The 13888-nt window shown below is 46.8% G+C and carries 14 protein-coding genes; 7 read left to right on the plus strand and 7 right to left on the minus strand.

The genetic code is table 11. The annotated features are described in order from the left end of the window. Positions 1 to 255: 255 nt before the first annotated feature. The 4 genes from raiA to QZ367_RS08370 are packed head-to-tail and all read right to left on the minus strand — an operon-like array spanning position 256 to position 3230. Entirely contained in the window at positions 256 to 798 is a 543-nt protein-coding gene (gene raiA, locus QZ367_RS08355) for a ribosome-associated translation inhibitor RaiA (RefSeq protein ID WP_291939555.1), read from the minus strand. Between the two features lie 15 nt (positions 799 to 813). Continuing rightward, positions 814 to 1347: a hypothetical protein gene (locus QZ367_RS08360; protein WP_291939558.1), complete on the minus strand. Its 534-nt coding sequence runs from the start codon at positions 1345 to 1347 to the stop codon at positions 814 to 816. Then, positions 1347 to 2411 (minus strand): type II secretion system protein, encoded by a 1065-nt coding sequence (locus QZ367_RS08365; protein ID WP_291939561.1) that lies wholly within the window; start codon positions 2409 to 2411, stop codon positions 1347 to 1349. The genes QZ367_RS08360 and QZ367_RS08365 overlap by 1 nt, the downstream gene beginning before the upstream one ends. Positions 2412 to 2423: 12 nt before the next feature. Further along, positions 2424 to 3230: a type II secretion system protein gene (locus QZ367_RS08370; RefSeq protein ID WP_291939564.1), complete on the minus strand. Its 807-nt coding sequence runs from the start codon at positions 3228 to 3230 to the stop codon at positions 2424 to 2426. 252 nt (positions 3231 to 3482) lie between these two features. Here QZ367_RS08370 and QZ367_RS08375 point away from each other — a divergent pair, with 252 nt between their 5' ends. The 3 genes from QZ367_RS08375 to QZ367_RS08385 all read left to right on the plus strand — a co-directional run bounded on the left by QZ367_RS08375 (position 3483) and on the right by QZ367_RS08385 (position 7579). Continuing rightward, a complete protein-coding gene (locus QZ367_RS08375; protein ID WP_291939567.1) occupies positions 3483 to 4130 on the plus strand; it encodes an outer membrane protein assembly factor BamD in 648 nt (215 codons plus the stop codon). 8 nt (positions 4131 to 4138) lie between these two features. Then, the gene (gene lon, locus QZ367_RS08380; protein WP_291939570.1) at positions 4139 to 6646 is read left to right on the plus strand and encodes an endopeptidase La; all 2508 of its coding nucleotides are present in this window, start codon (positions 4139 to 4141) and stop codon (positions 6644 to 6646) included. A 291-nt stretch (positions 6647 to 6937) separates the two neighbouring features. Next, the gene (locus QZ367_RS08385; RefSeq protein ID WP_291939572.1) at positions 6938 to 7579 is read left to right on the plus strand and encodes a hypothetical protein; all 642 of its coding nucleotides are present in this window, start codon (positions 6938 to 6940) and stop codon (positions 7577 to 7579) included. 111 nt (positions 7580 to 7690) lie between these two features. Here the strand turns inward: QZ367_RS08385 and QZ367_RS08390 are convergent, their stop codons facing one another. Continuing rightward, positions 7691 to 8080, minus strand: coding sequence for a hypothetical protein (locus QZ367_RS08390; RefSeq protein WP_291939575.1), 390 nt, complete (start codon positions 8078 to 8080; stop codon positions 7691 to 7693). A 450-nt stretch (positions 8081 to 8530) separates the two neighbouring features. On the opposite strand from QZ367_RS08390, the gene QZ367_RS08395 reads away from it, so the two are divergent. Together QZ367_RS08395 and QZ367_RS08400 are read left to right on the plus strand one after the other, a co-directional pair. Next, positions 8531 to 9430: a DMT family transporter gene (locus QZ367_RS08395; RefSeq protein ID WP_291939578.1), complete on the plus strand. Its 900-nt coding sequence runs from the start codon at positions 8531 to 8533 to the stop codon at positions 9428 to 9430. A 13-nt stretch (positions 9431 to 9443) separates the two neighbouring features. Then, positions 9444 to 9866 (plus strand): Sua5/YciO/YrdC/YwlC family protein, encoded by a 423-nt coding sequence (locus tag QZ367_RS08400; RefSeq protein ID WP_291939580.1) that lies wholly within the window; start codon positions 9444 to 9446, stop codon positions 9864 to 9866. A 317-nt stretch (positions 9867 to 10183) separates the two neighbouring features. On the opposite strand, the gene QZ367_RS08405 is transcribed toward QZ367_RS08400, so the two are convergent. Further along, positions 10184 to 10411, minus strand: coding sequence for a hypothetical protein (locus tag QZ367_RS08405; RefSeq protein ID WP_291939582.1), 228 nt, complete (start codon positions 10409 to 10411; stop codon positions 10184 to 10186). 132 nt (positions 10412 to 10543) lie between these two features. Beyond that, positions 10544 to 10675, minus strand: a complete 132-nt coding sequence (locus tag QZ367_RS08410; RefSeq protein ID WP_291939585.1) for a hypothetical protein — start codon at positions 10673 to 10675, stop codon at positions 10544 to 10546. Between the two features lie 303 nt (positions 10676 to 10978). Between QZ367_RS08410 and QZ367_RS08415 the strand changes: the two genes are divergently transcribed. Next, positions 10979 to 12355: a GntP family permease gene (locus QZ367_RS08415; protein WP_291939588.1), complete on the plus strand. Its 1377-nt coding sequence runs from the start codon at positions 10979 to 10981 to the stop codon at positions 12353 to 12355. Between the two features lie 394 nt (positions 12356 to 12749). Beyond that, the gene (locus tag QZ367_RS08420) at positions 12750 to 13886 is read left to right on the plus strand and encodes a glycerate kinase (RefSeq protein ID WP_291939591.1); all 1137 of its coding nucleotides are present in this window, start codon (positions 12750 to 12752) and stop codon (positions 13884 to 13886) included. Positions 13887 to 13888: the final 2 nt, after the last annotated feature.

The following is a 13888-nucleotide window of genomic DNA, read 5'->3' on the forward strand; positions in this document are numbered from 1 at the left end:
CAATAACATAATTTTTGACTACTATTTTACATTTTTTTTGCTTAAATTTAATACGGATATGGAGCAAATATAAATAAATTTTAAAGAATTTCTAAAAGAAAGATTTTATAAAATGCGGTTTTATTTATGTTGGGCTACATTAAAAAAAATATAATAACAAATAAACAACGACTCCCAAACAACAAAAGGCGCGAGAATTCCGCGCCTTAAAAATTCTAAAATTCTAAAATTCTAAAATTCTAAAATTCTAAAATTCTAAAATAAGCCGAATTTACCATCTTTACGCTTGTAAAGCACACGCATTTTGGCATCCATATCATTAAAAACCAAAAACTGATCGGTGCTTTCTTTCAGCTTATTTAGCGCTTCATCAATCTCTAGCGGTTTATAAAGCTCTAGCTCGGTAGGGACGATCTCATCGACCTCATCGTTTAAATTTGGCTTATTGGTACCGACCGCATTATCTACGGCGTTTTGTTTCATCTCGTCGCGATTTTTGTGAGAATTTACCTTATCGTGGTATCTGCGAAGCACTTTTGAGGCGCGCTCGACGATGAGATCGACGGCGGCATAGAGATCTTTATCTTTTTGGCGCACGACTATAGTGTCTTGATGCGCTAAATTTAGTGAGAAATCCACCACGAAGCCCTTTCTGCCTTGCTTCTCGTCGGCAGAAATTACACAACGCCCCGAGATGATGTCGAGATTATATTTTTCTAGCGTCTCAAATGCGTTTTCGACATAATTTTTAATAGCTTCTGTTAGCTCAAACTGCTTACCTACGATATTTAAATTCATCGTCTCTCCTTTGCATTATGGTTTTTGAATAGTACGCCTATGATATGTGATCTGTGGCCTTCCCATAACCGCTACATTAGATTTTACTACCACATCTACAAGCGCAGCATGGCTTAAAATTCTGCCCACACTACCGTTCGCAAGACTTTCTGACGAGCCTTGCCCAAAATTACTATAAGCGACGGTATGATTGCCGGGCGCACCTAGCTGTCTATCGAAATATCCGAATGTCACGGTGATATCAAACATCTTTTGAGCTGGATCATTTGACGGATACTCAAGCGTAATCGTATTTAATGTAGGATTAGTCGCAGCCGTAGAGCCCTTTTCCTTAAGCTCGGTAGTTAGATACTCATGCTTTTGCATAGCAAGGACGGCTAACTCCGTAGCGCTCTGAGCTAGCAGTAGCGCCTGCTCTCTGCCTTGGATATTATTGACATCGCGAGCCGTCATAGACGCGATAGATAGTGCCGTAATCGCCGTAGTCGCTACAATGATGATAAAAAATATGGCTGCTACTAGAGCAAAGCCTTTTTGCATAGTTTTCATTAGTACACCACCTGTGCTTTACAAACGTTTAGATCCAGCTCCGAAGGATCAAAATTTCTGCCGTCGTCTCTCATACATAGCTTAAGCGCGACAGCGCCGTTATCGTCCTTAAACCTAAACAAGCTCACGTCCTCGGCTAGTAACGCACTGCTAGCCTTATCATACGAGTTCGCATCATCTTTAGCAGTGCTCCAAGGACGATAGTTATACTTAAAAAGTAGATTAAAATTCTTACTCAAATTGCCCGCATTGTCTTTCGTATATGTTACGACCTGAGCGGGAACAATCGCGTAAGCGCTATGAGCTATATAGTACTGCTCGGAGAATTCCTGCGAGTTATCGTTGTTTGGATTAAGCGGATACTGATTTATCCTGATAGTTTCGCCTTGTATCTTACCACTACCAGCAATGCTAGGTCTACCTACGGCGATTAGTACGCGGTTGCTACCGTTCACGTCGACCTTTCTATCGTAGCCGTAGCCTATATTTACGCTAGTAGGCGAAGCGTCGTTCGTGACTATCCCAAATATAACGGCGACCTCGTAATTGACAGAAGGGACGTTGTATGTCTTAGCCCTTAAATTCCTAACTATTTTAGCTACTTCCGGGAAGTCGCTACCCAAAGATACCATATTAAACGCAACTCTAGTATCCGCTATATAGCCGGCATCTCCTTTATCTGCATCCGCTTTCCATTTGATATCTCGAAGCTGAGACATCGACATAAAGCCGCTCCAGCCCGGATTTCTCTTATTTATATTTCTCGTCTCTACGCTTTGTCCGATCCACTCTAATATATCGTATTTTGGATCATCTAAAGCGCTAATTGGCACAAATTGGTTTGAGCTAAGTTCTCTGCCTATAGTAGAGCTTTTTATTCTATCTTCCAAGCGATTTGTTATTAGCATCATCGCATTTTGCGTTCTAGCTTCGAGCTGGTTTACCGCGCGCACATGCACGTAGGATTTATAGATCTTAGTGTATAGATCAGCGCCAAACATCGAGATGATACCTAGCACTACGATAACAAACACAAGCTCTATAAGAGTAAAACCTCTTTTCATCTCGTGCTCCTATCAATTATATCGTCTAGTGGCGGTCGTCTGGTAGCCGACGCCGATATTGGATAGAAACGCCTTTAAAACGACCGCTTTACTACTATTGCCGTCTCTAGCCACAGCATCGTTTAGATCCACCGCAGATACCCTAACCATCTTAATATTAGTAAAAGGAGCGTTATTAGCACCAGGAGGCGGCGGCCCATCATAACTAACAAAATGGTACGGCTTATCGCTAAGAACACCTTTAAGATTGACGCCCTTAGCATACTCTTCCTTATTAAAAGGCTCATAGGCGTAATCCACATCTACCTTTATCCTCGTATTAAGTATAAAATCGCCCTTACTGCTAGAGCCTACCAAATTACCGACTGTTATATCGGTCGTAAAGCCATCGTAATCGTCAACATCTCTATAAAGACCGCCTTTTTTTTTAGCAATTCCACCGAAATGCCTTTTTAAAGTCGGTAATGCAGGGGAAACCTCACGCTTATTAGGCTCCTCCAAAATTCCCGGTCTAGGCTCCGTACCGTCAATGGTATTCGAGTCTATGGTTAAAATCCTAGCCTTGGAGCTCGCTATGCAGCCATCCTCATAGCCTTCCTCGCACTTATAGCTAGTAGTAGCATAACCAATCCAATTGTTATCCCACTGTGCTTTAGATATACGAGACATAAAAGCTTTAGCGTTATATACAAGCTCCTCTTTGATCGCAAGGGCATTTAGCTCGGTCGTCTGCGCGACGATACGCGGGATCGCCATCGTCGTAATCGCCAAAATCACGATAGTAAAGATCAGCTCAATTAGAGTAAAACCTTTTTTCATCTTACATCCTTTCTTTAAAATTTTGAAATTACGGAAACGCAAACTTACTCTGCGTTATCGGCGCTAATTATACTATTGTTAAACTTAAATTTAGAATTTATCGCGTAAATTTTTTTGGTTTACAAAGATTTTTAAGCCCGAACGCATAAAAATTTTAAAGAAATTCCATTTTTAAATTTGGACGCGGAATTTAAGCTTGCATTTACTCAAAGACTATAAAATTACGAGCTAAATAAATTCCAAGGATTTTTTATGACAAATCTAAGTAAAATTCTATCCGCTCTCCTATTTATCGCGTTTATCGGCGGCTGCAGTGGCAAAGGCGACGGCGAGCTTTTTAATCTAAGCCCCGAGGCATGGTATTCTAAAATTTTAGAAGATATCAACAACGCAAATATGGAGGATGCCGAGAAGCACTACACTAGCTTTTCTAGCGAACACATCGCCTCTCCGCTGCTTGAGGAGATGACACTCATTATGGCGTGGGCTTTTGTGGAGGATGAAAACTACGAGAAAGCAAACAAATACCTAGACGAATATATCCGTCTCTACGGCACGACGCAAAAGATCGAATACGCAAGATTTCTAAAAATTAGAGCAAATTTCGATTCCTTTAGCCGCCCAAATCGCAACCAAAAGCTAATGCTAAACAGCATCGACGAAATTCGAAAATTTATAGCTGAATATCCACAGAGCGAGTATCGTCCGCTACTTGAGACGATGCTAACAAAGCTTAGGCTTGCCGAGCATCAGCTAAATATCGACATCAAAGATCTTTACCAGCGCACCGACCGCGAAAGTTCTGCCAAAATTTACGAGCAGCGCATCGAAGAATCCCCGCTAAACGGCACCGACGTCATCAAACCGCGCTCGCCTTGGTATCGCGCGATCTTTGAGTAGGAGGAGCGATGCAACTGATGCAAAATACAACCTTCCCGAGCGATCTACCTATCATCGTCGAGGACGAGCTATTTTTATATCCGTTTATGATAGCGCCCCTTTTCGTCGGCGACGAGCATAACAAAAAGGCTCTCGATCTAGCAGCCAAAAACGAATCTATGATAATGGTCGTAAGCTCAAAGTCGGAATTTAACGGCGATAGAAGCTTCGGCGGTATCTATAACGCAGGCGTCGTGGGCTCTGTGATGAGAACCGTGCCGCTTCCCGACGGTCGGGTTAAAATTTTATTTCAAGGCGCGCTAAAAGGTAAAATCGTAAAAGAAATTTCGCAAGATCCGTTAATCGCTACCGTCGATATCATCCATGACGAGCGCGGCAATGACCAGAAATTAGACGCGTTAGTAAGCGTGCTGAAAGAAAAAACCAAGACGCTTAGCACGCTCACGCATTTTTTCCCGAACGATCTGCTAAAAACCATCGACGACGGCACCGACGCCGCGCGCGTCTGCGACCTGATTTTAAGCGCACTGCGCCTAAAAAAGCAGGTAGCCTACTCGTTTTTTACAGAGAGCAACTTGCAAAAGCGTCTTTTCAACCTCATCAACTACATCTCCGACGAGATCGAAGCACAGAGGCTCGAAAAGGAGATCAAAAGCAAAGTTCACTCCAAGATCGACAAGACGAACAAAGAGTATTTTTTAAAAGAGCAGCTCAAGCAGATCCAAAAGGAGCTAGGCGGCGATGCCGATCGTGACGTCGAGATCGAGGAGTACCGCAAAAAGCTAGAGGCCAAAAAGCCCTATTTGGGCGAGGATGCCTACAAAGAGATCAAAAAGCAGATCGATAAATTTGCCCGCCTCCATCCGGACAGCGCCGATGCGGGGCTAGTGCAGAGCTATCTGGACTGGGTTTTGGAGGTGCCTTTTGAAAAGACCGCCAAGCATAAGATGTCCATCGAGGGCGTTACGGCGCAGCTAAATAAAGACCACCACTCCCTGAAAAAGCCCAAGGCGCGCATTGAGGAGTATTTCGCGCTAAAGCAGCTTTTAGAGCTTCGTGGCACAAGCGGCAAGAAGAGTAAGGAGGACGGCAAAAATGGCGGCGCGATCCTGTGCTTCTACGGCCCTCCCGGCGTGGGCAAGACGAGCCTTGCGAACTCTATAGCGACCGCGCTTAAGCGCAAACTCATCCGTATCGCTTTGGGCGGGCTTGAGGACGTAAACGAGCTACGCGGACACCGCCGCACCTATATCGGCGCGATGCCTGGTCGTATCGTACAAGGGCTCATCGAGGCAAATCAGATGAACCCCGTCATCGTGCTTGATGAGATCGATAAAATTTCAAGCTCATACAAGGGCGATCCGACGGCGGTTCTGCTTGAAATTTTAGACCCCGAACAAAACTCGAGCTTTAGGGATTATTATCTAAATTTCAACATCGATCTTAGCAAGATCATCTTTATCGCCACGGCAAACGACGTATCTCTCATACCTGCGCCGCTGCGCGATAGGATGGAGTTTATCGAGCTTAGCTCATACACGCCGCAGGAGAAATTTCAGATCGCTAAAGACTATCTGATCCCCCAGGAGCTGCAGCGCCACGGCTTAAAATCAGCCGACGTAGCGATCAACCCGGCAGCCCTTGCCGAGATCATCGAAGAGTATACGCGTGAAAGCGGTGTGCGAAATTTGCGCCGCCAGATCGCAGCGATCTTCCGCAAGGTCGCGGTTAAAATTTTAAAAGACAAAGAGTTTAAAAAAATCGTCGTTACGACGAAAAATTTAAGCGAATTTCTAAATAAAAAGGTTTTCGAGATTGATGAGGTCGAAAAGTGCGATCAAATCGGCATCGTAAACGGGCTTGCGTGGACTGCAGTAGGCGGCGATGTGCTCAAGATCGAAGCGGTCAAGATCAAAGGCAAGGGCGCGATGACGATCACGGGCCAGCTCGGCGACGTGATGAAAGAATCCGCGCAGATCGCCTTTAGCGTCGTAAAGGTGCTGATCGACGAGGGTAAGCTCAAAGCAGGCCAAGACGCGAAGACGGGCGCAACAAAAGCCTCACGCGCGGGCAGAAACTCCGCATTACGCACAAACGGCGGCGCGTCTAAAAGCTCAGCGGCACGAAATTTAAGCGCAGAGGAGAATTCCGAAAGTTCGGAGCAGATTTACAACAAATTCGATCTTCACATCCACGTGCCCGAGGGCGCGACGCCGAAGGACGGACCGAGCGCGGGCATCACGATGAGCACGGCGATCGCGTCGATTTTAAGCGAGCGCAAGGTGCGCGCAGATCTTGCGATGACGGGCGAGATCACGCTAAGCGGCAAGGTGCTGCCAATCGGCGGGCTCAAAGAGAAGCTCATCGCCGCACACAAAGCCAAAATCGCCGAAGTGCTGATCCCACGCAAAAACTATGAGCGCGACCTGGCTGAGATCCCGGACGAGGTCAAAAACGATCTGAAAATAACGCCGGTAGAGCGGATCGAAGAGGTGCTAGAGTTGGCGCTAGTCTAAATTTAAAGCGCCGTTTTAAATTTGGCCGCGCGCTGGAGGTTAAGAGTCTACAGGAGCATCTGAGCGGCGAGTGAGATCAAGAAACTAAAACCGTAAATTCGGACGTCAAATTTAGCCCGCAAATTTGACGTACGTAAATTCAGCCAAATTTAGAGGTTAAATTTGTATTTAAATTTGGCCGAGCGCTACCATAGACTCTGAAATTTTAAAATCCTACCGCATGGCGCACGGAATTAAAAACTCTTTAGATTCCCGCTTGCGCCGTTTGCGATCAAAATATAAAGCAAGAAAATGATAAGACTAAAAGCAAGATTAAGATTAGCCGCAAGGAAGCTTGAAATCGCCTTTTTTATTAGCCTGATCGCTTATGTTTTGGCAGCTTTGAGCCTATTTATCGTGCCCGAAGACATCTTGTCCGCTCACGCGGTTTTTAGGGCCTTTATGACGTTTATGGCAGGTTTTTATCCGGCTATAAACGTGGCGCAGACTAAAACCACCTTTGGCGACGTAGCGGCGTTTCATCTTAGTTATTTATGTTTTTTTATGCTAGTTTGTTTGCTGTTTGCGGGACTTTACGGCGTGGCAAAAGGAGCTACCGGTAGGCTCGAGGAAAACAAAAACAACGCCCAGGCGCTTTCGCAAGGTATTATTTTGCTTACGCTTATCGTATGCTTTTTGGTATTCGGCGGACTTGATGATTTTTTCTCGGGTTATAGCGTATGGCACTCTTATCGCCCGACGCGAGAGTTCATAGCACAGGTGAGGCTAGAATTATTTTTATACTATGAAATGATAGGCTTTGGCATTGCAAATTTTTGCGTGATGATGTCGGCGTATCTTATTATGCAGATTTGTAGGCAGCTATGGGCCTTTGTTTTGCTTAGGGCTCGCCAAACGGCTGCGTTTTTCGGACGGATATTTAGACAACGCTAGCCGACTCGTTAAAGGTTGTTTAAATTTGACCGTACTCGTCGATAAATGAGCGCAAATTTAGCTCAAATTTGACGCGCGAAACGCTAAATTTAAACGGCTAAAACCATAAATTTAAGCCGCACGGCGTATTTGCTTTAGTTTTATTCTGATAAAATTTGCTTGTAGTAGCGCTTCTTCTTTATTCGGCGAGTTTGTGAGCCGCTCTAGCGCCTCTTTGGCTAGTTTTTCTGATTCGCTTAAATCATTTTTTGCGCTCAAATCATCTAGCAGCTTCGCGTTTGCTTTCGCCGCGCTCAGAAACAAAAAGTCAAAACATACACAAAATACGAGCAAAATCTGCGCGCACGGGACGTAAATGCTAAAAATATCCCTTGAAATTATCGCCGTAATAAGCCCGCAAAGCAGCTCTAAAAGCGCCAAGCGAAACGAAAAAACGTAAAAATATCGCTCCTCTAGCCTTGCAATCAGCGAAAATCCAAAAAGTAGCGCATCTAAAAGCAACCCGGAAGCCGGCCCGCCGAAAATATTTGCCGAGGTGCTCCAAGTAAAATTAAAAATGATATTTTGCGAAACCAACGCGATATAAAGCGATAAAATGCACGCGGGCGCGAACATGACGAGGCTAAATTTGGGATCTTGCAAGCAAAGGCGCGCTGCAAATTTGATAAAAGCATAAATTTCGCCAAAACGCCCAAAGCAAAGTAACCTACAGCCGTCAAAAACAGCGTACAAGCGCAGTAAAATATAATCGTAAAAGTCGTTTCGCCCAAATTTGATCCCTTTTGTTTTAAATTTTAGAGTTTTTGTCGTTTAATTGGGCTTAATAAATCCAGCTTCGCAGTATTAACTCCTGCTCAAATTTAACTAGCTCGCAGCCGCGCTCAAACTCCCAAATTTAACCCCAGCTTAAGCATAAGCTTATATACTTTGGCTTTAAATTTAAGGCGGCAAATGAGATCTCAGAGCGAATTTTTTGGCGTTTTCATCACCCTTCTTGGCGGCGTATTATGGGGCTTTAGCGGCGTTTGCGGGCAGTATCTGTTCACGCAAAAAGGCGTTAGCGCCGACTGGCTCGTACCCTACCGCTTGAGCCTTGCCGGGCTTGCGATGGTGGCGTACTATTTAGCGCGTTCGCCGCGCACAGCCCTCGCTCCGCTAAAAGATCGCGCGCTATTGCCGCAGCTGCTCATCTATGCGTTTTTTGGGCTCATGATGACGCAATATGCGTATTTTTACAGCATTGAGCTCTCAAACGCCGCCGTCGCGACCGTGATCCAGTACTCCGCGCCCGCGCTCATCCTCGCCGTCGTTTGCTTTTTACAGCGGCGTGCGCCTAAAAAGGTCGAACTCATCGCCCTCATTTTGGCGGTACTGGGCGTCGTGCTGCTCGCCACTCACGGCGATCTGGGTTCGCTCGTTATCAGCGCGGAGGCGCTGGTTTGGTGCCTGATTAGCGCGCTTGGCGTCGTGATCTACAGCCTCATCCCAACGAAGCTAAATCAAAAATACCCCATTGCGCTAAATTTAGGCTGGGGCATGGTCATCGGCAGCGGCGCGCTTGCGCTTTACACGCGGGTTTGGCAGCTAGGTGGCGTGAGCGACGCGCAGGGCTTTGCGGCGCTTGCTGCGGTGGTGATCCTGGGCACGATATGCGCGTTTAGCTTTTACATGACGGGGCTAAAGATAATAGGCGCGAGCAGGGCGAGCATGATAGCGTGCATCGAGCCAGTGAGCGCGGCGGCGTTTGCCTATTTTTGGCTGGGGACGGAGTTCGTATTTCTTGATTTTGCGGGCTTTACGCTCATTGTCTCGTGCATATTTTTGCTAGCCAAAGATAGGAAAAAGGCGTAAATTTGGAGGAGAAATGATCTATTTGGCGCAGACCGATACGACGGCGGGATTTTTGAGCAAGGATTTTCGCGAGATAAACGCGCTCAAAGGCCGAGCGGCGGACAAGCCCTGCCTCATAACGACGGCAAAGCTTAGCGAGCTAAAAAATCTCGCTCGCGTGCCCGCTAAATTTAAAAATTTAGTGCGCCGCGCGAGAAAAACGACGTTTTTATATCCGAACGCCAAGGCCGTGCGTGTCGTGAAAGAGTGCGCTCACGAGGAGTTTTTGAGGCAATTTGACTGGCTTTACTCCAGCAGCGCAAATTTAAACGGACAAAACTTCGACGAAGCCTGGGCGAAAGCGGCGGCGGACGAGGTCGTGGATAAAAATTTCAGTCAAAACGCAAGCTCGAAAATTTATAAAATTTCAAAAACTAAAATTTTGCGGATTAGATAGAGCTGCCGATTAAAATTTACGCGCGCAAAGAGTGCTCAAAAAGAGGCGCAGTAGCTTATAAATTTAAGCGACTGTGTAAATTTAAATGGCTCTTATAAATTTCACCGAACCGTAAAATTTCGTCACATATAAACCGCACAATACCATCTGTAATTTTAAAAAATTGCGAAAAGATCACGGCAAACTCACAGAAAAATCATATAAAAAGCTGTAAATCCCCTCCCCACTGCCTTCAAGTAATAAAATTCCTGCCGTTCTCGAAGCTGAAAATTTCACTACTGCTAGCTTTAAATGAAATTCTATCGCCATATACTCAATCAAAATTTTAACTCGGGCGAGCTAAGATTATCGCTATAAATTCTTGCATCCCAAGTATTCTTGATTAAAATTTTAGAGATCGGGCATTGCCGCCGGTTTTTATCCGAGCCGCTATGCGCCGTTTTGATCGAAGCTACGACGACGCCGCTTTTGCCTTTGATTAAAATTTGATCTTTTAAAAAAGCTCCTCTGGCGCCGCTAAAATCAAAATTTCGCCGCTGCGTCAATAGTTTTAATAAAATTCAGCCACTACTGCTACCGATAGTTTCAATTAAAATTTTATCGCCGCTGCTGCAAGTAGTTTGCGATCAAAATTCTATCATCGCTGATTGTATATCAAAAGTCCCGCCACCGCTGCCTCACCGCCACCTCCGCCACTGCCGCCCTATCTCCACCACTGCCGCCGCAGCAAGCGCCGCAAAGTCGCCCGCGTCGCTCACGCCCCCAAGCTGCCAAACCTGCGTGTAAAGTGCAAGCGCACCGCCTCCCATTACTGCACCACGACGGCAGATCCGCGATAAAATTTCCGCCGCCGCGCAACGTGAGTCAAGCCAAACGCTGCAAATTTTAAAATTTAAACCGCCTCTCGCCGCGCGGCACCGATAAATTCCAACCGATAAATTCCGCTAGCCAGTCCATCATTTCCGCATAAATCATAAATTTTCATGAATTTAACGCCGCCATTCTTGCTTTATATTAAAATTTCGCTAAAATTACCGCATTAAATTTGAGGCGCAAACGGAGCTTAAGCTTAAACCGCTTGCGGGCAAATTAAATCCATTCAAGGAGCTTTTATGAGCGGTGTTGCGTTAATCATCTGCTTCGCCATAGCAGTCGTCGTGATGATTTTTTTGATCTCCAAAGCAGGCGTTCACCCGTTTTTGGCGCTAATGCTTATCTCCCTGGCGCTCGCAATCGTCGCGGGCATACCGCTAGCCAAGATCCCCGCGATTATCGGCGACGGATTCAGCGGCACGTTTAAGAGTATCGGTATCGTCATAATCTTCGGCGCGCTCATCGGCACCGTGCTTGAAAAGACCGGCGCGGCGCTCAAACTCGCCGATATGGTCGTAAACGTAGTCGGGCAAAAGCGTCCCGAGCTTGCGATGCTCATAATGGGCTGGATCGTAGGTATCCCCGTATTTTGCGACAGCGGCTTCGTCGTTTTAAACCCAATCCGAGAAGCGATCAGCAAAAAAATCGGCGAAAATCCGGTCGCTCTTGCAGTAGCGCTCTCCGGCGGACTTTACGCCTCGCACGTATTCATCCCGCCGACTCCGGGACCGATCGCCGCAGCAGGCGCCGTAGGTCTAGGCGGCAATCTGCTGCTCGTAATCGCAATGGGCGCGGTAGTCTCCTTGCCGGTGCTGATCGCTACATACTTTTTTTCCAAAAAAGTCGCCAAGAGCGTGCATATAAGCGAGGCTGAAGCCAATGAAGTCATCGCCAAAAGCTACGACGATCTGCTTAAACAATACGGCAAATTGCCGGGCGGATTTTTAAGCTTAGCCCCTATTTTGGTGCCGATCCTATTTATGGCGCTGGGTTCCGTCGCCAAGATCCTAAAAGTAGGCGGGTTTGCAGGCGAAATTTCGCAATTTTTAGGAAATCCTATCATCGCGCTAGCCTTGGGCGTAGTTTTTGCGGTATTTTTGCTCGCACAAACCGGCAAACTAGGCGAATTTAGCGAGATCACCAACGAATCCTTAAAAATCGTAGGCCCGATCCTCTTCATCACCGCAGCGGGCGGAGTGCTAGGCAAGGTCATCACCGACGCCGGCTTCGTAACCTACATCAAGGATAATGCGACCGCGATTAAAGCCGCGGGTATTTTCTTCCCGTTCTTAATCTCAGCCGTCTTAAAAACCGCACAAGGAAGCTCCACCGTGGCGATCATCACTACAGCTTCGATTATGGGCGCATTTAACGCAGACGGCTCGCTGATGCAGGTACTGGGCTTCACCTCCGAAATGTCCGGCGCGCTTGTGGTAATGGCGATCGCAGCGGGCGCGATGACCGTTTCGCACGCTAACGACAGCTACTTCTGGGTCGTTACGAATTTCAGCAAGATGAATCCGCAGCAAGGCTACCGCACACAGACCATGCTAACCCTAATTATGGGCATTACGGGTATGATCAGCGTGTGGATTTTGTCGCTGTTTTTGATATAGGCTAGCTTATTCTAGCCGCTACTGCGCTAAATCAGTGCGGAGCGCTACGGGCATCTACCAGCGGCTAGCTACATAAAATTCTTTAAATTTACGTAGCTAGCCCGCGTCGCGCAAATGCCTTAGTATTAAAATTTCGCTTAACATAGTTTTAAATTTACACACAAAGCCTCAAGGAGCGAAATTTTAAAATTCTATCGCTACGGAATTTTAAAATTTAGCCGAAATTCTATGGCTTACAGAATTCTAAAATTCCACGACATGAAATTTTAGAATTTGCCCCATAAATTTGGCAACGAGATTTTAAAATTCTACTCTTGCTTCAGTCTTGTCATCGTAAATTTAGCCTACGCGCTGTAAAATTCCAAAATTTTAAAATACCAGCTAAAGGAAAAATATGAAAGTTTTAGTCGCGATCGACTCGTTTAAGGGCTCGCTTAGCTCGCTTGAGGCGGGCAACGCCGTAAAATCAGGCATCGAAAAGCTAGGCTGCGAGGTGCTCGTCAAACCTATCGCAGATGGCGGCGAAGGCAGCGTTGAAGCCCTTGCCGACGCGCTAAAAGCTAGGTTCATGGACGTCATCGTAGCAAACCCGTTAGGCGAAAAAACGCCCGCGCGCTACGCCTTAAAAGGCGAGCTAGGCATCTTAGAAATGGCGTCCGCATCGGGTCTGCCGCTCATCGAAAAATCGCGCCGCAACCCGCTAAAAACGAGCACTTATGGCTTTGGCGAGATGATAGCGCATGCGATCGCACACGGCGCGCGAAAGTTTATCATCGGCATCGGCGGAAGTGCTACGAATGACGCGGGCATGGGGATGCTGCGCGCGCTCGGCTTTAAATTTAAAGATGCAAATGGCGCAGAGCTTGCGGGAGCGGGCGAGGATCTGATTAAACTCGCCACGATAGATTGCACTTCGGTGCTACCACATCTTAAAGAGTGTGAGTTTCTCATCGCCTGCGACGTGGATAATCCGCTCTTCGGCGAAAACGGCGCGGCATATATTTACGCTCCGCAAAAGGGCGCGGATGCGGCGATGGTAAAGCAGCTCGATGCGGGACTTATAAATTTTGCAAGCATCGTAAGCAAACATCTTGGACGCGAGCTTTGGAATAGTCCCGGGGCAGGAGCTGCCGGCGGGCTAGGCTTTGGCTTCGTGAGCTTTCTAAACGCGACGCTTAAGCCTGGCATCGACATCATCACCGAAGAGATCGGGCTAGATCGCGATATGAAAGGCGTCGAGCTCGTCATCACAGGCGAAGGAAGGCTCGATTTTCAAAGCTCGATGGGTAAAACCCCTTGCGGTGTCGCAAAGATTGCTGCTTCTTACGGCGTGCCCGTAATCGCGCTGGCAGGCGGCATATCGCCCTGTGCCGGCGGCTGTAATGAGCGAGGCATAGGCGCATTTTTTTGCATCCTAAACGAACCGATGAGCCTTGAGCGCGCGATGGAAAAAGAGACCGCAACACAAAATTTAGCCCGCGTCGCCGAACAAGCAGTGAGATTGTTTATGCTCGGACGCGGCGCCAAATAGGG

The organism is Campylobacter sp. (assembly GCF_019423325.1).
Classification (GTDB): domain Bacteria; phylum Campylobacterota; class Campylobacteria; order Campylobacterales; family Campylobacteraceae; genus Campylobacter_B.

Coding starts and splice junctions, on each gene's coding strand:
- raiA (WP_291939555.1), bottom strand. CDS start 798: ATGAATTTAAATATCGTAGGTAAGCAGTTTGAGCTAACAGAAGCTATT.
- QZ367_RS08360 (WP_291939558.1), bottom strand. CDS start 1,347: ATGAAAACTATGCAAAAAGGCTTTGCTCTAGTAGCAGCCATATTTTTT.
- QZ367_RS08365 (WP_291939561.1), bottom strand. CDS start 2,411: ATGAAAAGAGGTTTTACTCTTATAGAGCTTGTGTTTGTTATCGTAGTG.
- QZ367_RS08370 (WP_291939564.1), bottom strand. CDS start 3,230: ATGAAAAAAGGTTTTACTCTAATTGAGCTGATCTTTACTATCGTGATT.
- QZ367_RS08375 (WP_291939567.1), top strand. CDS start 3,483: ATGACAAATCTAAGTAAAATTCTATCCGCTCTCCTATTTATCGCGTTT.
- lon (WP_291939570.1), top strand. CDS start 4,139: ATGCAACTGATGCAAAATACAACCTTCCCGAGCGATCTACCTATCATC.
- QZ367_RS08385 (WP_291939572.1), top strand. CDS start 6,938: ATGATAAGACTAAAAGCAAGATTAAGATTAGCCGCAAGGAAGCTTGAA.
- QZ367_RS08395 (WP_291939578.1), top strand. CDS start 8,531: ATGAGATCTCAGAGCGAATTTTTTGGCGTTTTCATCACCCTTCTTGGC.
- QZ367_RS08400 (WP_291939580.1), top strand. CDS start 9,444: ATGATCTATTTGGCGCAGACCGATACGACGGCGGGATTTTTGAGCAAG.
- QZ367_RS08410 (WP_291939585.1), bottom strand. CDS start 10,675: ATGGGAGGCGGTGCGCTTGCACTTTACACGCAGGTTTGGCAGCTTGGG.
- QZ367_RS08415 (WP_291939588.1), top strand. CDS start 10,979: ATGAGCGGTGTTGCGTTAATCATCTGCTTCGCCATAGCAGTCGTCGTG.
- QZ367_RS08420 (WP_291939591.1), top strand. CDS start 12,750: ATGAAAGTTTTAGTCGCGATCGACTCGTTTAAGGGCTCGCTTAGCTCG.